General features: G+C 37.1%; 22 protein-coding genes, 1 tRNA gene, 1 pseudogene and 1 CRISPR repeat array. Of the genes and pseudogenes, 19 read left to right on the top strand and 5 right to left on the bottom strand.

The window, feature by feature from the left end; translation table 11 throughout:
- The first annotated feature begins 146 nt into the window (after window positions 1-146).
- Both BN2667_RS08140 and BN2667_RS08135 read left to right on the top strand, forming a co-directional pair.
- A complete protein-coding gene (locus tag BN2667_RS08140; RefSeq protein ID WP_054252827.1) occupies window positions 147-1,688 on the top strand; it encodes an AbgT family transporter in 1,542 nt (513 codons plus the stop codon).
- 103 nt (window positions 1,689-1,791) lie between these two features.
- Window positions 1,792-2,889, top strand: a complete 1,098-nt coding sequence (locus tag BN2667_RS08135; RefSeq protein WP_054252826.1) for a M20/M25/M40 family metallo-hydrolase — start codon at window positions 1,792-1,794, stop codon at window positions 2,887-2,889.
- A gap of 327 nt (window positions 2,890-3,216) precedes the next feature.
- Here the strand turns inward: BN2667_RS08135 and BN2667_RS08130 are convergent, their stop codons facing one another.
- Window positions 3,217-3,654, bottom strand: a complete 438-nt coding sequence (locus BN2667_RS08130) for a hypothetical protein (protein WP_054252825.1) — start codon at window positions 3,652-3,654, stop codon at window positions 3,217-3,219.
- A gap of 17 nt (window positions 3,655-3,671) precedes the next feature.
- Complete coding sequence (locus BN2667_RS08125) at window positions 3,672-4,100, bottom strand: hypothetical protein (RefSeq protein WP_054252824.1); 429 nt, start codon at window positions 4,098-4,100, stop codon at window positions 3,672-3,674.
- Window positions 4,101-4,305: 205 nt separating this feature from the next.
- Between BN2667_RS08125 and BN2667_RS08120 the strand changes: the two genes are divergently transcribed.
- The 16 genes and pseudogenes from BN2667_RS08120 to tnpA all read left to right on the top strand — a co-directional run bounded on the left by BN2667_RS08120 (window position 4,306) and on the right by tnpA (window position 21,273).
- Window positions 4,306-5,034 (top strand): helix-turn-helix domain-containing protein, encoded by a 729-nt coding sequence (locus BN2667_RS08120; RefSeq protein ID WP_054252823.1) that lies wholly within the window; start codon window positions 4,306-4,308, stop codon window positions 5,032-5,034.
- Window positions 5,035-5,100: 66 nt separating this feature from the next.
- The gene (locus tag BN2667_RS08115; RefSeq protein ID WP_054252822.1) at window positions 5,101-5,712 is read left to right on the top strand and encodes a DNA-3-methyladenine glycosylase; all 612 of its coding nucleotides are present in this window, start codon (window positions 5,101-5,103) and stop codon (window positions 5,710-5,712) included.
- A 79-nt stretch (window positions 5,713-5,791) separates the two neighbouring features.
- Window positions 5,792-8,578 carry a CRISPR-associated helicase/endonuclease Cas3 gene (locus tag BN2667_RS08110; RefSeq protein WP_054252821.1) on the top strand — a complete coding sequence of 929 codons (2,787 nt, stop codon included), beginning with the start codon at window positions 5,792-5,794 and terminating at the stop codon, window positions 8,576-8,578.
- Between the two features lie 4 nt (window positions 8,579-8,582).
- The gene (locus BN2667_RS08105; RefSeq protein WP_054252820.1) at window positions 8,583-10,265 is read left to right on the top strand and encodes a type I-E CRISPR-associated protein Cse1/CasA; all 1,683 of its coding nucleotides are present in this window, start codon (window positions 8,583-8,585) and stop codon (window positions 10,263-10,265) included.
- 8 nt (window positions 10,266-10,273) lie between these two features.
- Window positions 10,274-10,864, top strand: a complete 591-nt coding sequence (gene casB / locus BN2667_RS08100; protein WP_054252819.1) for a type I-E CRISPR-associated protein Cse2/CasB — start codon at window positions 10,274-10,276, stop codon at window positions 10,862-10,864.
- Window positions 10,854-11,843 carry a type I-E CRISPR-associated protein Cas7/Cse4/CasC gene (cas7e, locus tag BN2667_RS08095; RefSeq protein ID WP_154865166.1) on the top strand — a complete coding sequence of 330 codons (990 nt, stop codon included), beginning with the start codon at window positions 10,854-10,856 and terminating at the stop codon, window positions 11,841-11,843. The genes casB and cas7e overlap by 11 nt, the downstream gene beginning before the upstream one ends.
- Before the next feature lie 96 nt (window positions 11,844-11,939).
- On the top strand, window positions 11,940-12,698 hold the full coding sequence (gene cas5e / locus BN2667_RS08090; RefSeq protein WP_054252818.1) for a type I-E CRISPR-associated protein Cas5/CasD: 759 nt from the start codon (window positions 11,940-11,942) through the stop codon (window positions 12,696-12,698).
- Window positions 12,685-13,320: a type I-E CRISPR-associated protein Cas6/Cse3/CasE gene (gene cas6e, locus BN2667_RS08085; RefSeq protein ID WP_054252817.1), complete on the top strand. Its 636-nt coding sequence runs from the start codon at window positions 12,685-12,687 to the stop codon at window positions 13,318-13,320. The genes cas5e and cas6e overlap by 14 nt, the downstream gene beginning before the upstream one ends.
- Window position 13,321: 1 nt before the next feature.
- Window positions 13,322-14,254, top strand: coding sequence for a type I-E CRISPR-associated endonuclease Cas1e (cas1e, locus tag BN2667_RS08080; protein WP_054252816.1), 933 nt, complete (start codon window positions 13,322-13,324; stop codon window positions 14,252-14,254).
- Window positions 14,255-14,256: 2 nt separating this feature from the next.
- A complete protein-coding gene (cas2e, locus tag BN2667_RS08075; RefSeq protein WP_054252815.1) occupies window positions 14,257-15,150 on the top strand; it encodes a type I-E CRISPR-associated endoribonuclease Cas2e in 894 nt (297 codons plus the stop codon).
- 29 nt (window positions 15,151-15,179) lie between these two features.
- A CRISPR array of direct repeats spans window positions 15,180-16,734; the repeat unit is 29 nt; unit sequence GTAGTTCCCGCACACGCGGGGGTGATCCT.
- 150 nt (window positions 16,735-16,884) lie between these two features.
- Window positions 16,885-17,526 carry a stage II sporulation protein M gene (locus BN2667_RS08070; protein ID WP_054252814.1) on the top strand — a complete coding sequence of 214 codons (642 nt, stop codon included), beginning with the start codon at window positions 16,885-16,887 and terminating at the stop codon, window positions 17,524-17,526.
- Between the two features lie 118 nt (window positions 17,527-17,644).
- On the top strand, window positions 17,645-18,127 hold the full coding sequence (gene rlmH / locus BN2667_RS08065; RefSeq protein WP_054252813.1) for a 23S rRNA (pseudouridine(1915)-N(3))-methyltransferase RlmH: 483 nt from the start codon (window positions 17,645-17,647) through the stop codon (window positions 18,125-18,127).
- Between the two features lie 17 nt (window positions 18,128-18,144).
- Window positions 18,145-19,311, top strand: a complete 1,167-nt coding sequence (locus BN2667_RS08060) for an Mbeg1-like protein (RefSeq protein WP_054252812.1) — start codon at window positions 18,145-18,147, stop codon at window positions 19,309-19,311.
- A 98-nt stretch (window positions 19,312-19,409) separates the two neighbouring features.
- Complete coding sequence (locus BN2667_RS08055; protein WP_054252811.1) at window positions 19,410-19,778, top strand: helix-turn-helix domain-containing protein; 369 nt, start codon at window positions 19,410-19,412, stop codon at window positions 19,776-19,778.
- A gap of 95 nt (window positions 19,779-19,873) precedes the next feature.
- Window positions 19,874-20,635 (top strand): ZIP family metal transporter, encoded by a 762-nt coding sequence (locus BN2667_RS08050; protein WP_054252810.1) that lies wholly within the window; start codon window positions 19,874-19,876, stop codon window positions 20,633-20,635.
- 155 nt (window positions 20,636-20,790) lie between these two features.
- Window positions 20,791-21,273 (top strand): annotated as a pseudogene (tnpA, locus tag BN2667_RS08045) (IS200/IS605 family transposase).
- A gap of 206 nt (window positions 21,274-21,479) precedes the next feature.
- On the opposite strand, the gene BN2667_RS08040 reads toward tnpA, so the two are convergent.
- The 3 genes from BN2667_RS08040 to BN2667_RS08030 all read right to left on the bottom strand — a co-directional run bounded on the left by BN2667_RS08040 (window position 21,480) and on the right by BN2667_RS08030 (window position 23,108).
- Window positions 21,480-21,555: transfer RNA gene (locus BN2667_RS08040), tRNA-Lys, on the bottom strand.
- A gap of 127 nt (window positions 21,556-21,682) precedes the next feature.
- Entirely contained in the window at window positions 21,683-22,492 is an 810-nt protein-coding gene (locus BN2667_RS08035) for a nitroreductase family protein (protein ID WP_054252809.1), read from the bottom strand.
- Window positions 22,493-22,550: 58 nt separating this feature from the next.
- On the bottom strand, window positions 22,551-23,108 hold the full coding sequence (locus tag BN2667_RS08030; RefSeq protein ID WP_054252808.1) for a phosphatase PAP2 family protein: 558 nt from the start codon (window positions 23,106-23,108) through the stop codon (window positions 22,551-22,553).
- Between the two features lie 110 nt (window positions 23,109-23,218).
- Between BN2667_RS08030 and BN2667_RS08025 the strand changes: the two genes are divergently transcribed.
- A complete protein-coding gene (locus BN2667_RS08025; RefSeq protein ID WP_054252807.1) occupies window positions 23,219-25,057 on the top strand; it encodes an ATP-dependent helicase in 1,839 nt (612 codons plus the stop codon).
- The last annotated feature ends 17 nt before the right edge of the window (window positions 25,058-25,074 follow it).

Raw genomic sequence — 25,074 nt, 5'->3', positions numbered from 1 at the left:
ATAGCGTGTATTATAGTAAATAACTAGTTGACAGCTATATAAGAAATGTGATATTATAGAAAAAAGTATAAAATTTTTGTACTTTTAGATATGCAAACTTTTTACAAAAATTTGTAAGGAGAATTTAATTACAGGAGGATAAACGCATGGCTAAAAAACAAAAAAGAGATGCAAATGATGTTGGCGGGTTTTTGAAAGGCGTAGAACGTGTAGGTAACGCTCTTCCACACCCAGCAATGATTTTTGTTATTTTATCAGTTATCTTAATCATCATTGCAGAATTTGTAGCAAGAAGTGGAGCTACTTGGACTTATTTCGATGCTAAGGCAGGAGAAGAAGTACAAATCGGCGCCCTTTCTCTACTAAATAAAGAAGGTCTAGCCTATATCTTTAACAATGCTACTAAAAACTTTACAGGCTTTGCTCCACTAGGAACAGTTCTAGTTGCAATGCTTGGTGTAGGTGTAGCAGAACACTCAGGCTTATTTGACGCTTCTTTAAAGAAGATGTTATCAGGAGTAAACCCAAGAGTTTTAACAGTAGTAGTTATTCTAGCAGGGGTTATGTCTAACATAGCATCTGATGCAGGTTATCTAATAGTAGTTCCTCTAGGAGCAATGATGTTTGCAGCATCAGACAGACATCCTATTGCAGGTTTGGCAGCAGCCTTTGCTGGTGTATCAGGAGGATTCTCAGCCAACCTTTTAATTGGTACAACTGACCCACTACTAACAGGTATTACTAACGAAGCTTTACTAAAAGCTGGTATGGATATGGAACTTGCACCAACATGTAACTGGTACTTCCTATTTGTTTCTACTTTTATCGTAACAATAATTGGTACTGTAGTAACTGAAAAAATAGTAGAAAAGAACCTAGGCGAATACACAGGATCTTATGTACACGAAGATATTCCACTAACAGACCTTGAACTTAAAGGCTTAAAAAGAGCAGGAATTGCTGCTTTAATTTTCATAATTATTATGGCCTTCTTAATGTTCCCACAAAATGCAGTATTTAGAGAAGAAGGCAAGCCAGGAATCGAAGGTCTAAAGACTTTCTTAAACAACGGTTTAATGCTTGGAATCTTACTTCTATTTATGATCCCAGGTATTGTATTTGGTAAGACTGTAGGAAAACTTAAAGACTCAAACGACCTAGTAAAGATGATGTCAAAATCAATGGCAGGCATGGGCTCATACCTAGTACTAGCCTTCTTTGCATCACAATTCGTAAACTACTTTGGTCACACTAACATTGGAAAGATTGTTTCAATTTCAGGAGCAACTTTCTTAGAAAGTGCAGGAATTACAGGTATTCCACTAATGGTAATTTTTGTACTACTATCAGCCTTCCTAAACCTATTTATGGGATCAGCTTCAGCAAAATGGGCAATTATGGCACCTATCTTTGTACCAATGATGGCCCAAGCAGGAATTCATCCAGCCCTTACTCAAGTAGCATACAGAATTGGGGACTCATCAACTAACATCATTACCCCACTTATGTCTTACTTTGCAGTAATTGTTGCCTTTATGCAAAAATACGACGAAGACAGCGGTCTTGGAACATTGACATCAACAATGCTACCATACTCAATGTCTTTCCTAGTATTCTGGTTAATATTCTTAGTTATTTGGATGCTAATTGGAATTCCAGTAGGACCAGGCGCACCACTTTATCTATAAGAAAAATCAATCACCGAGAGACAATCTTTCGGTGATTTTTTTAAGAAGAAAATTAAAAGGGTATAAGAAAAATAACTTAATAAAGAAAGGTGAGATAAATTAAATGGAAAGAGTAATAGAAAGATTTATTGAATACGCAAAAATCGACAGCGAAACACTAAACGAATATGACTTTAAAGAAAGACTAAAAAAAGACCTAGAAGACCTAGGCCTTGAAGTTTACGAAGATAATGCAGGAGAAAAAGTAGGATCAAACTCAGGTAACCTTATAGCAAAACTAAAGGGAACAGGAGATAAGACTATCTTATTTTCATCTCACATGGATACAGTATCACCAGGCAAGGGCATTGAACCATATATAGACGAAGACAATGTCCTAAGGTCCAAAGGCGATACAATCCTAGCATCAGATGACAAGGCTGGAGTTTCAGCAATAATGGAAATGCTAACAGTGTTAAAAGAAGAAAATATTCCTCACCACAATATAGAAGTTGCCTTTACAATTTCAGAAGAAGGCGGCCTAAAGGGATCTAAAAACCTAGACTACTCAAAAGTCAATGCAGACTTTGGTATAGTAGTAGACTCAGGTGGAGAACCAGGACACACAATAGTTCAAGGACCAGCCCAAACAAAACTGAATGTAAAATTCAAGGGAAAATCTGCCCACGCAGGAGTTGCTCCAGAAGACGGAGTATCAGCTATAGTAATTGCAGCAGAAGCAATTGCCAATATGAAACTTCTAAGAATTGACGAAGAAACAACAGCAAACATTGGTTCAATAAACGGTGGTGGACCAACAAATATTGTAACAGACACAGTAGAAATCCACGCAGAAGCAAGGTCTCTAGATGACAAAAAACTAAAGGCCCAAGTTGACCACATGGTTAAATGTGTAAAAGATGCCCAAGCAAAATACGGTATCGAAGCAGAAATTGAAGTTCTAGAAGCCTACAAGCCATTTAAAGTAGAACTAGATTCACTTCCAGCCCAAACAGTAAAGGCAGCCTGTGAAAAACTAGGCTACAAATTTGCACCAGCAAAATCAGGCGGCGGATCAGACACAAACAACTACAACCTAAACAACATTCCAGCAGTAAACCTAGGAGTAGGTATGACCAAGGCCCATTCAGTTGACGAATTCTGTAAGGTTGACACAATAATAGATGTTTCAAAACTTCTAGTAGAAATAGCTAGGGCATAAACTCAATATCAAATACTAAAGGAGAAGGCAGAGACCTTCTTCTTTTTTATTTAGCAAGTTCGGGTACATCCGAAGCCCTAGTCCAAATCTTTGATTTGGTTACAGGTCTCGTGCAAAAAATTCCCAAGAGACCGACCAAAGGGAAGGACGATTGGCTAGAATTTGACTGCCGAAGCCCTAGTACAAAAGTTAGGGGACTGTCCCTTGTGGCCTGTCCCCGATGAAACAAAGAAAGATTTAGGGGGACATTGCTTTAGCTGTGTCCCCATTATCAAAACTTGCAATAAAAAAGTGCTGATAGCATCTACCAGCACAAAATTTTAAAAATTAACGACTATATTCCCTAGCTAAAAGATCTTCCAGCTTAACTTTAATATCAAAAAGCTGTCTTCTAGCATCGTCAATGTTTTTCTTGGCCTTTCCAAGTTTTCCTAGGACAATCCAATCTGCAAAGGCTCCGCCAAAGAAATAATCAAAAAATCCAAGCAAGGCGCCAATATTAAAATCAATATCCACATACTCATTTAAGTCAGCCAGTTCCTTGTTGAGATTTTTTATTTCCTTTTTTGCCTTAGCAATTTCATTTTCAGCCTTGGAAATTTGTCTTCTCTTTAAGAAAGTCATAAACTTCTTTCCACCAAGAAGGTCTAAAACTCCTAGGCCTTGGGCAGAGTTAATGGACTTTTTTGCCCTATCTAGCCTTGACAAAACTACATCTACAGCGACAATAGCTTCTCTAAGTTCCTTAACATAAATATCATTCATCTAATAAAGCTCCTTTACTAAAACTTTCTATAATTATAACTAGCAAAGGCCAGTCTAATAGCTTCAATTTCGCTAATGGCCCTTCTTATTGTGATCTCACTTTGGACTAGGTCAGAGACGTGCGAAAAGTTTGGGACAAAGCCATCAAAAAACTCACCAGCAAAGGCTAAAAATTCAGAAACATTAATTAGTTCAAAGTCCTTATCAAGGTCAACTAGTAGGCCTTTTAAAACTTCAAACTCTCTTTTGGCCCTAAGAAGTTCGTCAGAAACATCATCTATAAAATCATTTTTTGAAAAACTTTCTAAAAGTCCCTTGGTCAATGTATTAAAGGCTCCCCAATTTCCAGCAGAATCAATTTCCTTTAAAGCAGAATTTAAATGAATTAAAGTCCTGTCAGAAAAAAGTAAAAGCTCTTGAATTTTTTTATTTCTATCGTCATTCATCTCAATCACCTAGTTCGTTCTTTCTATACTTATACCCAGAGATTGAAATATTATCTTTTTCTAAGACAAAAAGTCATACAATAGTTGAAAAAACCAGACTCAACTAGGAGTTTATTTACAAAAAACGTCAAGTATCTTAACTTAGAAATATAAACAAGGCAAGATTTAAAAATTTATAGTAAAATAAAAAAAGAAGGAGTATCTTATGAATACAATTGACAGAGAAAAATTTGGAGACTTTATTGCAAGAAAGAGAAAAGAAAAAAATCTTACCCAAAAAGACCTAGCAGACAAGTTATTTATTTCCCCTCAGGCAGTTAGCAAGTGGGAAAGAGGCCAGTCTTATCCAGACATCACCCTACTAATTCCCCTAAGCGATATTTTAGAAGTCAAACTCAAGGACCTTTTGCAGGGAGAAGAAAATTCAGATTCACAAGTTGAAGATCTAATAAGAAAAGTTGTAGATATGTCCGCCACAAATCCAGAAGAGGAAAGGAGAAAAAAGAAGAGAAATATAAAAATATTTTCACTAGCTATGTTTATCGCCTGTATAGAATATTTTATTCTCTATAAATATGCGAACTTAGACCTAAGCAGGATTTTAACACCAATAATTTTAGGGGTAATATTTGCCAGCCAGACTTGGCTTTTTGTAAGTGACAAACTTCCAACTTATTACGATGAAAATAAAATCTCCTTTGTGTCCAATGGATTTTTTAGAATAAATCTAGCTGGCCTTAGCTTTAACAACTCAAATTGGAAGCCAGTTTTAACTTATCTTAGAATTTGGACCTTAGGTCTAATATTTATAAGTCCCCTTATTGAGCTGGCTCTTAGAAATGTTGAGAGTCAGACAATTAAAACCCTTGGCATGCTGGTCCCGTTATTAATTTTATTTGTGCCAGTCTATATAATCGGGAAAAAATACGAATAGAAATATAAGAAAAGTCAGTCTCTAACAGATTGACTTTTTTTAAAGGCCCTATGCTATAATTAAATTATGAAAATACAAAGAGAATTTTTTAAAAGAGATGCCCTAGAAGTTGCTAAAGACTTACTGGGAAAAAATTTAATAGTTGAAACAGATGAGGGGGCGATGAAAGTTCGATTAGTTGAAGTTGAAGCCTACACAGGAGAAGAAGACAAGGCCTGTCACACTTATGGCGGCAGAAGGACTGCAAGAACAGAAGTTATGTATAAAGAAGGAGGCCATCTTTACGTCTATTTAATCTATGGCATGTATAATATGCTAAACATAGTAACAGGAAGACAAGACGATGGTCAAGCAGTTTTAATTCGAGCAGGAGAACCCCTAGAAGGCCTAGACCTTATGGCTAAAAATCGCTTTGACAAAACTTACAAGGACCTAAGTTCCTATCAAAAGAAAAATCTAACAAACGGCCCAGGAAAACTCGCCCAAGCCTTGGGTCTAGATAGATCACATAACGGCATAGACATCCTCGGCGAAAAAATCTACCTAGAAGACGACGACTATTCAGATTTTGAAATCGAAAAATCCAAACGAATCGGCATCGACTACGCAGAAGAAGCCAGGGATTATTTGTATAGATTTTATATAAAGGGAAGTAAGTTTTTATCGGTGAAAATTTAAAGCGTTTTCCTATTGACAAGAGATGAAAATTTATATAAACTTATATTAACCGAACAAACATTCTGCATGGAGGTAGGATATGGAAATAAATAAGGCTCTTTGGGCAAAGAAAAAGCAAGGCCAAGTGACAGGGTCTTGGTTGCCACTTTACCAGCATTTGGAAGATACAAAAAACATAGCAGGCCTTTTGTGGGACCATTGGCTTAGCCAAGGGCAGAGAGATTTAATTGATCAGGCGACTAAATTTAGAGGCAGAGACCTTGCCTTATTTTTAGCTGCCATTCACGACCTAGGCAAGGCAACTCCAGTTTTTCAATGCTCAAAAAGTTTTTTCTACCAAGGAGGAGACCTTGATGAATTTTTAATTTCTAGATTAGAAAGTTCAGGCTTTGAAAACCTATCTTTATTTACAGCTGATGGCAAGAGAACCAAACACGCCTTGGCTGGTCAGTACATATTATTCAAGTCTGGGTTTCCAGACCAAATTTCCACAATAGTTGGTAGCCACCACGGCCTACCAGTAGACGACATAAAAGAAGTAAAAAATCAAAAATCCTATAAGAAAAACTACTACCAATCTGACCTTCCTAAGGATACAGACCTTTGTAAAAAATGGGCAGACCAGCAGGAGCAAATATTAGCTTGGGCTTTGGCTCAGGGGAATTTTTCAGGTCCTGAAGACTTTGAAAATATTTCTCAGCCAGCCCAGGTTATTTTAGCTGGCCTAATTATTATGGCAGACTGGATAGCATCTAATGAAAATTATTTTCCTCTAATTGACCTTGAAGAATTTGCTGTAGAGAATTCAGACCTTCGTTATCAAAGGGCCTTTGAAAAATGGAAAAAAACTGCCAGATGGGAAGCTGAAGACTTGAGCCAAGCTGAGCTCGCCTATAAATCCAGATTTGGCTTTGCAAGTCCTAATAATTTCCAAAAAGGATTTTTTGATCTAATTGAAAGCAAGGACGATTCTCAAATTTTTATTGTAGAAGCAGCTATGGGCAAGGGCAAAACTGAAGCGGCCTTAATTGGGGCAGAGCAGTTGGCATATAAGCTTGGAGCATCTGGTCTTTATTTTGGTCTGCCAACCCAGGCTACATCAAATGGAATTTTCCCTAGAATAAATGACTGGCTAAGCAATATGCTAGAATTTTATAGGGAAGAATGGGGCTACTATGATGACGAAGACAAGTTTGGCATCAGGCTTAACCATGGCAAGGCAGCTTTAAACGAAGTTTTCTCTAGTCTAGCAAACCATATAAACCAAGACGATAAGGATACCAAGGACAACGTTATCGTAAATGAATGGTTTGCAGGTAAAAAGACTTCTGCCTTAGATGACTTTGTAGTTGGAACTGTAGACCAAATACTTATGATGGCCCTAAAACAAAAACACCTGGCCCTAAGACACCTAGGATTTAGCAAGAAAGTTGTAGTCATAGACGAAGTCCATGCCTATGATGCCTACATGAGCCAGTACCTAGACGAGGCCCTAGTTTGGTTGGGAGCCTTAAAGGTTCCTGTAATTATTTTATCTGCAACCCTTCCGCCTAAAAGAAGACTTGAATTAATAAAGGCCTATTTAAAGGGTAAAGGAGTTATTTTAAATAAGGACCAAAGGATGGAAGCAGCAAAAGAATTATCGACTACATCCTATCCACTAATTAGCTACAATGACGGTGGTCAGATAAAAACTTTTGCTGATTTTGAAGAAGAAGAGAGTAAAGAAGTAGCTTTAATAAAATACCAGGGGCAAATTGAAAACCTAATAGACGACCTTTACAAAGAAGATGGCAATATTGGAATTATAGTAAACACAGTGAAAAAAGCCCAAAACCTGGCCATGGACTTTAAAGAAAAGTATGGAGAAGACCAAGTGTTTTTACTACACTCAAACTTTATTGCCACAGATAGGGCAGAAAAGGAGAAAGATCTTTTAGACTTAGTTGGCAAAAAGGCTGACAGGCCAAGGAAGAAAATAATTATTGGGACCCAAGTTATAGAACAGTCACTGGACATTGATTTTGATGTAATGGTTAGCCAGCTGGCTCCTATGGACTTACTTATCCAAAGAATGGGTAGGCTTCACAGGCACCAAATAAATAGACCAGAGTTTTTTAAAAAGCCAAAGTTTTATGTGGTTGACACAAGTGAGGACTTTGACTTTGAAGCAGGTTCAGCAGCTGTTTATGGGTCATATCTCCTAGCCAGGACTCAATATTATTTAGAAGAAAAAATTCAGCTACCAAGAGAAATTCCGATTTTAGTTGGAAGAGTTTATAACTTTGACGAAAATGGAAGTTTGGATGCAGATATAGATTTAAGAGCAGACCTAGTTGAGACCTATTTGGATTTTAAAAAATCTCATATTAGTGAGAAAAAGAAAAAAGAGACCAAGGCAAAAGCTTTTAAAATTTCCGATCCAGTTTTAAAAAAGACAACAAGTAAAAAAGATAACCTAATAGGCTGGTTGGCCAAGGCTCCTTTAGATACAGGAGAAGAAGCAGGCCTAGCAAGGGTTAGGGATATAAAAGATACAGTTGAAGTAATAGCCCTTAAAAAAATCGGATCAGGCTACGGGACCTTTAAAGACCAAGTTGATATTTCTAAGGAAATTTTTAAGACAGAAATAGCCAAGGACCTGGCAAAAAACACCCTAAGACTGCCATCTATCTTTACTTATGTAAGCATAGACAAGTTGATAAGGGAGTTAGAAGAAAATAATATTAGAGACCTAAGTGACTGGCAGGAATCATCTTGGCTAAAGGGATCTTTGGGCTTAATCTTTGATGAAAATAACGAATGTAGCCTTCAAGGGATAAAGTTAGAGTATAGCAGAGAATTTGGAGTGAGAAGAAAGGAGTGATACTTTGAGCAGATTTAATTTGTTAGACGAGCCTTGGATAGGGGTGATTGTTGATGACAAGGGAAGGACTGAAGAGGTTGGCTTAAAAGAATTATTTGAAAAAGCCCATCTCTACAAGGACCTAGCAGGAGATACTAAGACCCAAGACTTTGTAATTTTAAGACTATTGCTAGCAGTAGTCCACACAGTTTTTTCAAGATTTGACTCTGAAGGCCAAGTCTATGAGGGAATTTATTTAGACGAAAACTTTAGACAGCTGGAAAAAGTTGACGAAAGTGATGCAGACACCTATGAAGATGCCCTAGTTGATACTTGGGCAGACCTTTGGGAAAGGGGGAGCTTCCCAGAAATTGTTGGAAAGTACTTAGAAAAGTGGAGGGACAGGTTTTATCTCTATGATGAAAACTATCCGTTTTTCCAAGTCAGAAAGGAGGATATTGAAAAAGTTATTGACCTAAAAACAATAAAAGGCACAATATGGGGCAAGAATATTGATAGAAAATTATCCGAAAGTGCCAACAAGGAAGTTTTATTTTCCTATAAAAATAGTTCCAACAATAACAAGGAAATCCTATCAGACCAAGAAATAGCCAGATGGTTATTAAGCTACCAGGCCTATAGTGGTACTGGAGAAAAAGTTAAATTCCTTAAAGGAAGTAAGAACGATTCTAAGGGGTGGGTCTATGATTTAGGAGGTCTTTACTTAGGTGGAGATAATCTCTTTGAAACTTTAATGCTAAACTACTGTCTAATTTATGAGGGCAGTGAATTATTAAATATCCAAAAACCATGTTGGGAACAAAGTTCAAGAGAAATTATAGAAAACAATTTGAGTGGAAATTTGCAAGATAATATAGCAGGACTGTATACTGTCTGGTCAAGAGGTATATATATAGATTCAAACCATGTAGACACAGATGCCTTCTCTCTTAGGTCAGGGAAGCTGGTAGAAGTTAATCATAAAAATAATTTTTTGGAACCAATGACCTTGTGGATTTATAAGGAAGAAAGAAAGGGCCAAGGAGATTATTTTCCTCGTAAACACCAGGCAGGTAAGTCCTTGTGGAGGTCCTTTGGTCTAATGACCTTAAACTTTGAAAGTGAAGATGAGAAAAAAATTAAACCAGGCTTTATTGATTGGTATAATTTTTTAGAGGATAATATGGACTTTCCAGAACATAAACTTTCTATAAATGCGGTAAGCATGAAAGATGATGGTACTGCTGCTTCTTGGGTTCCTACAGATGAAATTTTAGATAAGTTAGTTATTTCCAATTATGTTTTAACTGACCTAGCAGAAGAAGGTTGGATAGCAAGAATTAACGAAGCTGTTGACCTAACAAGTGAAGTAGTAGAGTCCACCTATAGAAGATATGTAAACACAATTAGAAAAATAAGAAATATTCAAGGGACAGACTTTGTAAACTCAAGTGTTGAAGACTTGTACTTTAAAATAGACCAGCCTTTTAGAAACTGGCTGGCAAGTATAAGGGCAAGTGACAGCCAAAGTGAAAAATTTAAAGAGTGGAAGGATACGCTAAAAGACCTTGTAATAGAAGAAGGCAAAAGTCATATGCGTGGAGCTACTGGCAGAGACTACACAGGTATTACAGAAGGAGATAAGGTTGTAAACATTGCCACAGTTTATAACAGCTTTAGCTATTTTATCAAAAGACAATTAGGATAGGAGGAAAAATGGGAAAAGATATTTATGGAGTAACTAGTAAAATTTTGTACAGAGGAATTGCTCTTTTAGGAAATCCCCAAGGAAGGGCAGACTTGGCCAACCTTAGAAATTCTATGGGAAAAAACCTAAGCCAGTGTCCTGAAATTTGGCCAATAATTTTTGAAAGTTTACCAGAAGACTTTCTTTCAAAAAAGAGGGATCTAAGTGATGAAGAAAGAGCGATAATTACCGCCTTGCAGCTTTTTGCCCTCCACCAACAAGGCCAAGAGAAGTCAGTAAACATAGGAAAAGAAGAAGGTTTTTCTAATATGGGAACTTCTTTAAGGGACCTTAGACAAGGAGACGGCAGTTTAGGAGCAGATAGGAGATTTAATGCCATGCTAACTGCCAGCACCTATGAAGAATTTATTGGCCACCTGAGACATTTAGTAAAAATCTTAAAGGCCAAGTCCCCACAAAGCAAGGTAAACTACGGAAATTTAGCCAAGGACCTTTATTGGATTTTAAGAGGAAAAAAAGATGATGTAATTATATCATGGGCCAGAGAATATTATAGAGAAAATAGAAAAGACAAAGGAGAAGAAGACAATGACAAATAAGAGACTATACCTAGACATTCACGCCATCCAAAACCTGCCACCATCAAACATCAATAGAGATGACACAGGCTCACCAAAAACTGCCCAATACGGAGGAGTTACAAGAACTAGAGTTTCATCTCAATCTTGGAAAAGGGCAATTAGAGAATATTTTAATAGCAATAGCCAAGCAGCCAATGTTGGTGTTAGAACTTTAGACATTGTAAAATATCTAGCAGAAAAAATTTTAGAAAAAGATCCAAGTCTTAACATGGACCAGGCAATGGACCTAGCAGATGAAATAATAAACTTAGCTGGAATAAAAACAAAGGACAAGAGAGCCAAGGCTCTTTTCTTCCTAGGTAATGACCAAGCAGAAGATTTAGCAAAAGCTGCCCTTGAAGGAGTCAAAGATCCAAAAGCTTTAAAGGAAATATTAAGAGATAATCCAGCTGTAGATATTGCTTTATTTGGACGAATGGTAGCTGATGATCCATCTTTAAACGAAGATGCTTCTTGCCAAGTTGCCCACGCTATTTCAACCCATGCCATTGAAAATGAATTTGACTTTTTCACAGCAGTAGATGACCTTGCACCAGAAGACAACGCAGGAGCAGGTATGCTTGGGACAGTTGAATTTAATTCATCAACAATTTACAGGTATGCAAATATTGCCCTTCATGAACTAGTTCACCAACTTGCTGACAAGGAAAGCACCCTAGCAGCCAGTAAATTATTTATAGAAGCCTTTGCCAAGTCTCTGCCAACAGGAAAGATAAACACTTTCGCCAACCAAACCCTACCACAGTTTTTAGCAGTGACCCTAAGGACAGACAGGCCAGTAAATTTAGTTTCTGCCTTTGAAGAGCCTATAAAATCAAATACTGGTTATGGCAAAGAATCAATAAAGAAACTAGCAGAAGAATATAAAAAAGCAGAAAAATTTGCAGACCCAGAAATTTTTACCATGTACATTTCTGTAGAAGACATTGACGCCTAGACCAAATTGGCGACGAAAAAATATCCCTTTATAACTTATTAGATGACTTTGAGGTAGAGTTGGCAGCAAGCCTAGATAAGATTTTAGGTGAGTAAAATGAAAACTATTGTATTAAAACTCTCTGGACCCTTGCAGGCCTGGGGAACAAAATCTCACTTTGAATATAGGAGAACTGATTATTATCCATCAAAAAGTGGGATAATAGGCCTTTTAGCAGCCTGTCTTGGTTACAGAAGAGACGAAGACGAAAAAATAAAAAAACTTAATGACCTAGACTTTGCTGTGCGAATTGACCAAAGGGGAGAGCTTTTAAGAGACTACCACATAGCTAGAAAATTTAAAGACAATGGAGAAGTAAACAGGACCTATGTAACTAACCGTTATTATTTAGAAGATGGGGTCTTCCTAGTAGGCCTAGGCCATAAGGACCCTGACTTTATTGATAGCCTAGTTAAAGCCATAAAGTCACCTTACTTTCAACCCTACTTTGGCAGAAGGTCTCTGCCAGTAAATTACGATTTTTTATTAGCAATAAGTGATAAAGATCCAGTAGAAGCTTTAAAAAATATAAATTGGCAGGCAGCTGGTTGGTACAAAAAGAAAAACTCAGACGAAAAGACTAGGTTAGAAATTTATGGAGATAGTAACTTAGTTCAAAATAACTATAAAGAACTTAGAAAAGATAGGGTCATATCTTTTTCTCAAAAAGAAAGAAAATTTGCCTACAGATACGAGGGGAAAATTACTATAGACCTAGTAGGCCTAGGTCTTGAAGAAGATGAAAAGACAAAAGAAAATAGGACCACAGACCACGATGCCTTTGGAGCCATAGGAGGGGAAGATGTATTTATCTAGAGTCGAAATTGATATAGAAAACAGAAGAAAAATTAAAGATCTAACCCACATAGGCGCCTACCACAACTGGGTAGAGCAGGCCTTTCCTCAGGAAATAAGAGACAAGGAAAGAAGCAGAAAACTTTGGCGCATAGACAAACTCCAAGGAAAATCCTATTTACTAATCCAAAGCCCAACAAAACCTGACTTAGAAAAATTAGAAAGATATGGAGTAGCAGCTAGTGGTGAGGTAAAAGCTTATGACAAATTTTTAGACAACTTAGAAGAAGGAAGGACCTACAACTTTAGAGTTGTACTAAACCCAGTAGTATCTCTAACTAATCCAGAAGGGAAAAGAGGCAGGGTAGTTCCATATTTGAAAGTCGAAGACCAAATGAAATTTTTCTTGGACAGGACAGAAAAAAACGGATTTTCAGTAGATCCAGACCAAGTTATGATAGTAGAAAGGGCCTATGTAAACCTTAAGAAACAAAACAAAAGGCCAGTTAGACTTGTAAAAGTAGCCTATGAAGGTCTACTAACAATAGAAGATTTAGATAAATTTAGAGCCCTTCTCCTAAATGGCTTTGGCAAGAAAAAAGCCTACGGCTTTGGTCTAATGACTCTAATACCGGTAAAATAAAATGAAGGAAAAATTCGGAGCCAAGAAGACAGAATTAAAAGAACTGCCAATGATAAAAGACCGGGTAAGCTTTATCTATGTTGAACATGCAAAGATAAATAGAGCTGATAGCGCAATAACAGTAACAGATATAAGGGGTGTGGTGAGAATACCTGCAGCCATGGTAGGAGTTCTCATTTTAGGGCCAGGAACAGACATTAGCCACAGGGCAGTAGAACTAATAGGAGACACAGGGACCTCAATCCTTTGGGTAGGAGAAGCAGGAGTTAGACACTACGCCCATGGCAGGGCCCTAGGACACTCGACAAAGCTATTAGAAAAACAAGCTAGACTAGTGACTAACAGAAATAGCCGCCTAGAAGTAGCAAGAAAAATGTACCAAATGCGCTTTGAAAACGAAGACGTATCTAGGCTAACCATGCAACAACTTAGGGGCAGAGAAGGGACCAGAATTAGAAATATATATAGAAAATATGCTAGAGAATTTAATGTTGACTGGAAGGGCAGGTCCTATGATGTAGAAAATTACGAAGGCGGCAGTCCAGTAAACCAAGCCCTATCAGCAGGTAACGTCTGTCTATACGGCCTGGTTTATAGCGTCCTTGTGGCCCTGGGACTTTCTCCAGGACTTGGCTTTATCCATACAGGCAACGACCTGTCCTTAGTCTACGACCTAGCAGACCTATACAAGGCAGAAATTACCATACCTCTAGCCTTTGAAATAGCCAGCCAGGCAGAAGAAGGAGCAGACATAGGGAGAATAACCAGACATGCAGTTAGAGATAAATTCGTAGAAAAAAAGCTAATGGAAAAAGTTGTAACTGACATTAAATACCTACTAGACGAAGAAGATGATATAGAAGCGGACTTAATAAGTCTTTGGGATGACAAAGAAGACCTAGTAAAATATGGAATAAACTACTCAGAGGTTTAGAAATGCCACTTACAGTAATAACAATAAAAAAAGTGCCCAAGTCCCTAAGAGGAGACTTGACTAAGTGGATGCAAGAAATAGCAACAGGAGTTTATGTAGGAAACTTTAACAGTAAAGTCAGAGAAGAACTATGGAAACGAGTCCAAGAAAATCTAGAAGAAGGAGAGGCAACCCTTAGCTACCACTATAGAAATGAAATAGGCTATAAATTCCAAACAATAAACTGCCAAAGAGAGCCAATATACTTTGATGGCATTCCCTTAGTCCTTATAAAAGCAGAAGAGATAGAAAAAGAAAAGGGACCAGACCTAAAGTTTGGCTTTAGTAAGGCAGCAAAATACAGAAAGGCAGAAAAATTCTCATCAGCAAAAACAAGCCCAAAGAAAAACTACGTAGTAATCGACATAGAAACTGACGGCCTAGACGAAAATCAAAACTCAATAATAGAAATTGGAGCCATAAAAGAGGAAAACTCTAAAATATATGAATTTTCCTCTTTAATAAAAATAGGAAAAAAGTTGCCTAAGACCATTACAGACCTTACAGGTATAAGAGATGCCGACCTTGAAAAAAATGGCCAGCCTTTAAAAAACGTCTTAGAAGAATTTAAAAACTTTATTAAAGACTTGCCACTAGTAGGCTATAATATTAACTTTGATATAAGATTTATAAACAAGGCCTTAGAAAGCTTGGAAATGGATAGGATAAGTAACAAAAGCTATGACCTACTCAGATATGTAAAAAAGGAAAAAAAGTATCTAGCAGATTATAGCTTAGAAACAGTAATAAAAGAATATGGGATCAATAAAAAAGTGCCACATAGAGCCCTAGAAGATAGCAGGCTAACCTATCAGCTATCAAAGCAAGTGAATAAATTTCAAGAAAATCTAAAATAGAAAGCTGTAAAAATAAAGGATCTTTAAGTGTAGTTCCCGCACACGCGGGGGTGATCCTGTTAAAGGCATCAACTGCCTTAGCACCAGTAAGTAGTTCCCGCACACGCGGGGGTGATCCTGATAAGGCCGACCTACTAATGTGGTCTTTTGCGTAGTTCCCGCACACGCGGGGGTGATCCTGCACTTTTAGAAATATATCCACCTTGATTTTCGTAGTTCCCGCACACGCGGGGGTGATCCTTGTTCTGCAAGCTTAATTCTTTCGTTGTATTCGTAGTTCCCGCACACGCGGGGGTGATCCCAATTCAAAAGTTAGCTGGTCATGAAAAGATAGGTAGTTCCCGCACACGCGGGGGTGATCCCTTTGTGCTAGCTTCAGTTTATCAGCTAAATACGTAGTTCCCGCACACGCGGGGGTGATCCTACAAAGGAGGCTTAAATTTTTATGGCAACAACGTAGTTCCCGCACACGCGGGGGTGATCCTTAGCAGAATTAGTTGGAGTTTCAGAATCTACAGTAGTTCCCGCACACGCGGGGGTGATCCTTGGAGAAACAAAAGCCAATGAAAAGACAATGAGTAGTTCCCGCACACGCGGGGGTGATCCTCACTGGATCCAGACACAGTCTTTTCAACAAGGGTAGTTCCCGCACACGCGGGGGTGATCCTTGAAGCTTGGGGAAGAAAGTATGATATTAAAAGTAGTTCCCGCACACGCGGGGGTGATCCCGTTACGAGGAAGGACTTGACCTTAACACGATTAGTAGTTCCCGCACACGCGGGGGTGATCCTTAACAGGCAAAAAAAGTATTCCAGTTTGGCACGTAGTTCCCGCACACGCGGGGGTGATCCTCAAAAATTAGGCACGTTAATTAATTAGGTATGGTAGTTCCCGCACACGCGGGGGTGATCCTTGCTCATGTTATAACTTTTTGGAACGTCTAACGTAGTTCCCGCACACGCGGGGGTGATCCTAGAAAAAGAAGTCCTAGACTGCTTTAATGACGGTAGTTCCCGCACACGCGGGGGTGATCCTGTTTCTCTTCTAGCCAGGCCTCTAGCCATTCTGTAGTTCCCGCACACGCGGGGGTGATCCTAGGCGAGATATCCACAGTTTAACAGCTAATTTGTAGTTCCCACACACGCGGGGGTGATCCTATATTTTCTAAAAACGAACTAACGTAAGAAGCGTAGTTCCCGCACACGCGGGGGTGATCCTTACTTAAGTCTAGCAAAGGGGTGTATGTTTCAGTAGTTCCCGCACACGCGGGGGTGATCCCTATGCTGATGCAGTATCAGAAATGATAAAGAGGTAGTTCCCGCACACGCGGGGGTGATCCGCAAATGTATAGGCATACAAGTTATAGACCACGGTAGTTCCCGCACACGCGGGGGTGATCCCCTATCAGAAAATGTAGCTAAATATGATCCAGAGTAGTTCCCGCACACGCGGGGGTGATCCTCTTCTTTTCTCCTGAAAAATAAAATTGTCCCAGTAGTTCCCGCACACGCGGGGGTGATCCTAATATGAACACAAAAATGTCCTTACTAGACCAGTAGTTCCCGCACACGCGGGGGTGATCCTTGGATCTTACAAGATAAGTTAATCGATGTTTATTTCTTATATTTATGCAACTGGAGGCATTATAAAAGAAAAAAGTCCTAAACTCATTCCTTTTATTTTAGAGATTTTATCAAAGATTTTTATGGGTAAATATTAATTAGGGAGGAAATTATGGAAGATAGAAATATTTATAAGAGAGAAAATTTGACTTTTCAGGAATATTTTTCCTACATTAGGTCTTATTCTTTTAAAATCACTTTGGCTTTTATTATTATCATGGCCTTGGTTGCTGTGGTTTTAGTTTTTGATCTAGGTGGTTTGTCTACTCTTGTCAAAAATTATACGGGAAAGCTTATGGAAAGTCTTGAAGGCCTTGTTAATGATGATGGTAGCATTGATACCCTGGGGCTTATTTTAAATAATATTAGGGTGACTTTTTTAGCATTTTTTATTGGAATCGTGCCCTTTATTTATTTGCCAGCCTTTGTACTAGCTATTAATGCAGGAATTGTCGGCGGGCTTTTAGGGGTTATTGGATCTGAATCAATTATTGGCACTTTGTCAATTTTTGTTTTTGGAATTTTGCCTCATGGGATTTTAGAACTGCCTGCAATTTTCTTTGCAGTTGCAGCAGGACTGATTTTATGTTCAGCTGTAAGTAAAAAGATTAGAAAAAAACCAGCTGACCTGTCTGTTAAAGAGGCGTTTTTAAATGGCTTAAAGACAATAATTTTTGTCTGCATTCCACTTATGATTGTGGCTGGCCTTATTGAAACTAAACTTACACCACTTTTATTAAATTTAGCTATGTAAGTTTATCTCAAGTAGAAATAAATTCTGGCGGAAATTTTCGCCAGTTTTTTATTTTCTAAGTAATTAAATTTTTCTATTAAATGTTATAATAGATTTAGAAAAGGTGGTTTATGTTTTTATGAATATAGAAGTTATTGCAGTTGGAAAAATTAAGGAAAAATACTTGCGTGATGCCTTAGCCGAGTATGAAAAGAGACTAAGGCCCTATACAAAATTAAAGATTATAGAACTTGCTGACGAAAGGGCGCCTGAAAACTTGTCTGAAAAAGATTTAGACCTTGTCAAGGAAAAGGAAGGCCAAAGGATTTTAGAAAAAATTAAAGACGACGCCTTTGTTGTCACCTTAGAAATCCTTGGCAGGCAAATGTCTAGCGAAAAGTTTGCTGAGTTTTTTCAAAAAGAGATGTTAGAAGGTTTTGGAAGAGATTTAGTCTTTGTTATTGGAGGATCTAATGGACTTTCTAAGTATGTTATGTTTAGATCTGACTTGGCCCTAAGTTTTTCTGAAATGACTTTTCCCCACCAGCTAATGAGGGTAATTTTATTAGAACAAATTTATAGGGCCATGAAAATTCTTTCAAACGAACCCTATCACAAGTAAGTTTTTTGAGGTGATTTATGGCAAATATAATTGATTATCTAAAGTGGAGAGGGGACCTTAGTTTTAAAAATGATCCCTTTAATGAAGTAGACAATTTAATTCTCTGTCAGCTAACTTATACTGATTTTTCTTGTGTTCCTGGAATTGATAAGGGCTTTGTCTCTATTAAGGATGCCCATAAGAAGTATTTTGAAGTTTATCCTGAAGAAGAGGTAAGGTCTAGGTCTACTTTTCTTGGCAGGTCTGTCCTTATTTTAGATGACCTTGTTCAGACTAAAAGATATGAAAATATGAAAATTGGCTACTACAGAAATATTATTTCTAAGGACCAAGTTGGCCAATTTGTTGCAGTTACTTATATGATAGACGACTTAGTTTATGTTGTCTTTGGTGGAACTGACCATTCTCTTGTAGGTTGGAAGGAAGATTTTTATTTTTCTTATAGTAGTGGAACTATGTCCCAGCTTATGGCTGTAGATTATTTAAAGGAAATATCTGCCTTGGTTGAAGGTGACTTTTTCTTAGGTGGCCATTCAAAGGGAGGCAATCTTGCAATTTATGCCCTACTCTTTTCTGATGAGGCTATTAGGTCTAGGATAAAAAAAGTTTATGCCAATGACAGCCCAGGCTTTACTAATGACCTGGCTATTAAAGAAGATTTTGAAAAAATCAAAGGTAAGATTTCCTTACTTATACCTCAGTCTTCTGTTGTTGGCCTTTTAATGGAACATACTGTCAAGGCTGAAATTGTCAGGGCAGATGCAAAATTAATTTACCAACACGATCCTCTAAGCTGGCAGCTAATAGGAAATGCCTTTATAAGGGAAGAAAAGCTTTCAGATGATGCAATTTTTGTTAACAAGGCTCTAAGCCAGTGGATAGAAGATGTTCCCTTTGACAAGAGAAAGGAAGCTGTAGATGGAGTCTTTTATTGTCTAGAAGCAGCTAAGGCCGCAACTTTTATTGAGCTTCATGAAGGAGGTCTAAACTCTGTAAAAGAAGTTTTGCAAGCTTCTAAGACCCTACCTAAAAGCCAATACGACCTTATAGTTTCTTTAATTGGGAAATTTATTAATCAGTCTAAGGATCTTTTTATTGAAAATATTTTAGATTCAGTTGCTCAAAAGAAATCTAGTATCCAAGAAAGATTTGGAGACTCTCTACCACAAAAAAATAAAATCTAGGGCAAATTTTTATAAAGTGACAAATGTTAAGATTCATTGCTTGCAAAAATAGAGAGAAATATTTAGACTTGAAGCAAATAAATTAAGAAGGTGAGCTTATGCTTGGAGAAAATATTAAAGCTTTAAGAATAAAAAATGGTCTGTCCCAAGAAGACCTGGCGAAAAAATTAAATGTCGTCAGGCAGACAGTTTCTAAGTGGGAAAAGGGCCAGTCAATGCCAGATGCTGACAGCTTAAAAATTTTGGCAGAAATTTTCGACACTGACCTTTCTAGTCTCTTAGATATAGAAAATAAGGACGATGAAGCTAATCTTAAGGAGATTTTAGAAAAGATTAACCATGAACTTCATATAAAAAACCAAAGAAGGGAAAGACTTTGGAAGATCTTAGGTAGAATTTTTTTTGCCATTGTCATTATCTATTTTCTTTTAATTATTTTAAATATTGCAACTTTTGAAAGCATATAAGGAGGCCAGCTAGGTCTCTTTTTTCTTGTCCTATCTTGTATTTTAATTTTATTTCCTATAAAATATATAAAGAGTTTTTTAACAGGAGAAAATTTATGGATACAAAATTTATTATACTTGGATGTATTCTTCCAGGAGTTATGACAGGGGTAGGTGCCATCCCTATATTTTTCACAAGAAATGTTGGCCAAAAACTTTTAGACGTTTTACTTTCTGCAGCAGCAGGAGTAATGCTTGCAGCGACTTGTTTTTCTTTAATTATACCAAGTTTAGAAGCAGGCGATGGAAGTTTTAAGGGAGTTTTTATAACTAGCTTGGGTATATTTTTAGGAGCTGTAATGCTAGATTTAATTGACAAGTATGCCCCTCACGAACATTTAATTGACAAGAGAATGGAAGGTGGAGCAGAGCACAGGGAGCTTTCAAAACTTTGGCTTTTTGTAATTGCAATTACTATTCACAACTTTCCAGAAGGACTGGCAACTGGTGTCGGCTTTGGTGGAGAGGATATAAAAAACGGCCTTTCAATTGCCATTGGCATCAGTTTACAAAATATGCCTGAGGGAATGGCTGTGGCCTTGGCCTTGGTAAAGGAAGGTTATAGTCAGAATAAAGCTTTTTTAATTGCTACTTTAACAGGGCTTTTAGAACCTGTTGGCGCCTTTTTAGGTTTGCTTTTAGTTTCTACTTTTGAACCAATTTTGCCTTTTATTTTGGCACTGGCAGCAGGAGCTATGCTCTTTGTAATTTCTGATGAAATTATTCCTGAGACCCACAGAAATGGCTACGAACGAGAGGCCACCTATGGAGTAATTTTAGGTTTTATCTTGATGATGGCCTTGGATACTTTGTTTTAAAAAAAGACCTTCTAATCCGACTTGGACTAGAAGGTTTTTTATTGTGGGTTTACCACAATAAATACCCCCAGCTATGCTGGGGGAATAATTAGCTTTAGCTTCAAGGAAAAAAACTCCAATCATGTTAAAATAGATTTGTCTATCAATCTAATTAAATGAAAGGAGTTACCCACGTGGATAATAATAGTTTATCACATACAAAATGGAATTGTAAATATCATATAGTATTTGCACCAAAATACAGAAGACAAATAATTTATGGAAGAATAAAAACAGATATAGGAAAAATTTTAAGAGATTTGCTGACTAGAAAAGGAATAAAAATAATAGAAGCAGAGTTATGCCTAGACCACGTTCATAAGTTACTAGAGATACCACCAAAATATAGCGTGTACGAAATAATGGGATACTGAATACAAAACAGTAGCTTAATGATATTTGACCGCCATGCCCATTTAAAATATAAGTATGGAAATAGAAACTTTTGGTGTAGAGGTTATTATGTAGATACAGCAGGAAAGAACATGAAGAAAATTCAAGAATATATCCAAAATCAGTTAAAAGAAGATTTTACAAAAGACCAAATAAGTATAAAGGAATATATGGATCCATTTACTGGAGAAAAAACAAAAATGTAAAAAATGGAATGAGGCGCTTTAGCGCTAGTTGAGAAAGTAGTGCGATTGATAGACATTCAGTGTGCACAAGGTGCACAGCAGGTAAAAGCCCCTTATAGGGGCAGAGCAAACCACCGGCTACGCCGGTGGTTATGATTGGAAATTTTTATTTTAAATTGGCATAAAAAAAGAAAAGCTGGCAATCACACAACTGTCAGCTTTTCTAATGGTACACCTTGGGGGACTCGAACCCCCGACCCACTGATTAAGAGTCAGTTGCTCTACCAACTGAGCCAAAGGTGCATTACTTAACTAGTATAGACCTTTTTATTTCTTTTGTAAAGGCTTTTAAAGAAATATTTTATTTTTTTCAAAAATTTATTAAGGGCAAATAAAAAAGGAGCTATTTTTAAGCTCCTTAAATTTATTTTTAGATCTTGTATCTGCCTAGTTTAATATAATCGCCTTCTGGATTTACTTTTTCTACAATTTCCCAGTTGTTGTCTATACCCATAGTCCTTGCCATTTCTTGGAAATAGTACATGGCAAAACCTACGTCGGCAACTGAGTGAACTAGGTCTGTTGAATTTTTTACAAAGGCATAAACAAAGCCATCTTCAAGGACAAATCTCCATGGTTGGAGGTTCTTATATGATGGGGCAGATTTTAATTCAGAGAACAAGTCTAGCATGTTCATTTGTCTAAGTTTTTCTGTTGCAGGTTTTTCAAAGTTTTCGTCTAAGAAGACAATATCTTCAACCTTTAATCTAGATGAAGTTGGCTCTGGAGTAAAGGCCTTCTTTTCTTCTGGATAGCCTAGGGCAATTACATATTTTGCGCATGCTCCCTTAGGCCCAAATAGACTTTCTTTTTCTGATTTTATGTCATCGTTTAAAGTTATTATACAAGAACCAAGGTTTAGTTCTAGTAGTTTTGTTATAAGGTCGCCCATATAAAAGGCTGCTTTTATGTGGTTGATCATTTGATCGTCAGAATAAATTACTGGAATGTATGCGCCAGATTTTATAAAGACTCCTGCATAGCCAGCTTTTCCTTCTAAGGCCTTATAAACTTTTTCGCCATCTTCAACTAGGTCAAGGTCAACTTCGTCCCAACCTAATTTTTCTTTAACTTCTTTAATGGCGTTTCTTACATTTGATGCATCATCTGTGTTTAGCCTTCTGTCTTGAAAGTCTCTAACAGATTTTCTCTCCTTTAAATATGTTTTTATTGATTTCATAAGCTCCTCCTGTATATCTTATGTCTTTCATACCCTAAATTTAGAAAAATATTTATTTTTAGTAAAGAATTAGGCCTACTAACCATGGGCCAAAGCTAGCAAGAGAAATTAGTGTCATAAGAGTCCCAACAAGGGCGCCAACTAAAATGTCTGTTGGAAAGTGAACTGCCAAATACAGCCTAGAAATTCCAATTAATCCTGCGTAAATATAAAAGCCAATAGTAAAGGCTGGGAAAAATCTAGCCCCAACTAAGGCTATGGAAAAAGCTGAGGCAGTGTGGCCTGATGGAAAGGAATAGTCTCTCATTATAATATCAAAGGTGTTTAGCCATTCTAAAACTTCATAGGGCCTAAGTCTTTTTACTAAAAACTTTATTGTGTGGGCTGCAGCCTGGGTGAGCATTTGGCTAGCTAGCATGTGGATGGCAAAGGTCTTTGAAAATTCACTAGTTGAGAAAAAATAGCAGGCAAAAATAAAGACTGTTATTGAAAGTCCGCCAGCTAAATTTGTAAACCTAGTAAAAAACTGATCAAAAAACCTGTTGTTCATATTTTTGTTTACTAGTTTTAAAATGAAATTGTCAAATCTTATAAAAATATTTTCTCTCTTTTTCATAGGTCCATCCTTATAAAATTATTATACCCTTAAATTTTTTCTTACTCTTAGCTAAATCTTTTAATCTTATTCTTTTTAAAATTCTATGATAAAATAGCCTTGGTGATTTAATGATTTTATCAGAAGAACAAAGAAGGGCTTCCCAGTCTTTAAAAAACTCCAGCCTGGTTATAGGAACACCTGGAGCTGGAAAGACTACCATGCTTTTAGCTAGAATTGACAACTTAATAAAGGCAGGAGTTGATCCTGAAAAAATTTTGACTATAAGTTTTTCTAGGGCAGCAGCAAGCGAGTTAGAGGAGAGATTTAAAAAGCAAAACCCAGACCAAAAAACCCTTCCTCACTTTCACACCATCCACGCCTTTTCTTATATAGTCCTAAGAGACTACGGCAGAAGAAGGGGCATAGACTATAAACTTTTAGAAGGGGATAAAAGTATAAACAAGTACAAGCTTTTATCAAAATTTTATTACCAGGTCCACAAGACCTATATTTCTGACGAAAAACTAGACAATCTCATTAACAAAATTGGCTATGTAAAAAATATGATGCTAGACCCAAAGGTCGTCAACACAGAAATCGACAGCTTTGATGAAATCTTTTATCTCTACGAAGACTTTAAGAAAAAGTACAAGTATATAGACTTTGACGATATGCTAGAAGAAGGCCTTAGGATTTTAAAAGACAATTATTCAATTCGAAAAAAATATATAGACAAGTACGACTATGTCCAAGTTGACGAAGGCCAAGATACGTCAAAACTTCAAATGGAAATAGTAAAGATTCTTACAAAGAAGAAAAACAATTTATTTATTGTTGCAGACGACGACCAGTCAATTTATTCCTTTAGGGGAGCTGACCCCAGGGGGATATTCGCCCTTGAAGACGACTATAAGGACCTAAAAATTTATTATATGGAAACCAACTTTAGGTCTTCAAAAAATATTGTCCTAGCGGCTAGGTCCTTTATTGAACAAAACCAAGTTCGTTATAAAAAAGACCTAAGGTCATCAAAGGACTTTGACAGGCCAGTTGAAGTTGTAAGACTTGCAGACACCCTTTCCCAGTATGAATATATTTTAGAAAATATCGAAGAAGAGTCTTACGACCAAGTTGGGATTCTTTATAGAAATAATATTTCAGCCATGGGCCTAATTGAATTTTTAGAGAGAAAAAACATAGACTTTAAGCTGACAGACAGGTCGAAAATAAGATTTTACTCTCACAGGATCACAAGAGACATTTTAAATATAATAAATTTCTCAGAAGATCCTAGCCGCATAGACCTTTTAGAAGAAATATTTTATAAGGTCAAGGGCTATATTTCTAGACTTATGGTAGACCAAGTAAAGGCCCTAGGAGGAAGAGGCGACGCCTTAGACAAAGTCGCCAGCCTGCCTAGTCTTAGGTCTTATTCACTTAGGGCCATAGAAGACCTACAAAAATCTTTAAAGATCTTAAAGAAACTTCCAATGAAGGACAAGCTAGATTTTATTTATAGTGACTTAGACTACAAGGCCTATATAAATTTCTTTTCCAAAAAAGAAGGCTTTGGCCTCCAAAGTGAAATTTTAGTTTTTGAAAATCTAAATAGGATTTCAAAAGAAGCATCAGAGCTTAATGAATTTATTGGTAGATTAAAATACTTAGACCAAGTTGTCTATAAGTCGGCCTTCAATGATAAAGGTTTAACTCTTTCTACAATCCATTCAGCCAAGGGCAAGGAATACGACCAGGTATTTTTAATTGACGTCTACAAAAATATGTTTCCATCTAGGTCTTTAGACTCTTCTTTAAAAACTGAGTGGGAAGAAGAAAGGCGACTTTTCTACGTTGGCATGACCAGGGCCAGGGACAAACTTTCAATTCTATATCCAAAAAAAGTTTGGGACCAAGAAACTGAAATATCTGATTTTTTAATTGAATTAGAAGAAGCTTGCAAAAATTAAAAACCTCCAAGACTTTA

Origin of the sequence: Neofamilia massiliensis (assembly GCF_001299475.1) — a bacterium.
Lineage (GTDB): Bacteria > Bacillota > Clostridia > Tissierellales > Peptoniphilaceae > Neofamilia > Neofamilia massiliensis.
The sequence above is the reverse complement of the archived record's forward strand: the minus strand, read 5'-3'. Positions and strand labels throughout refer to the sequence as shown.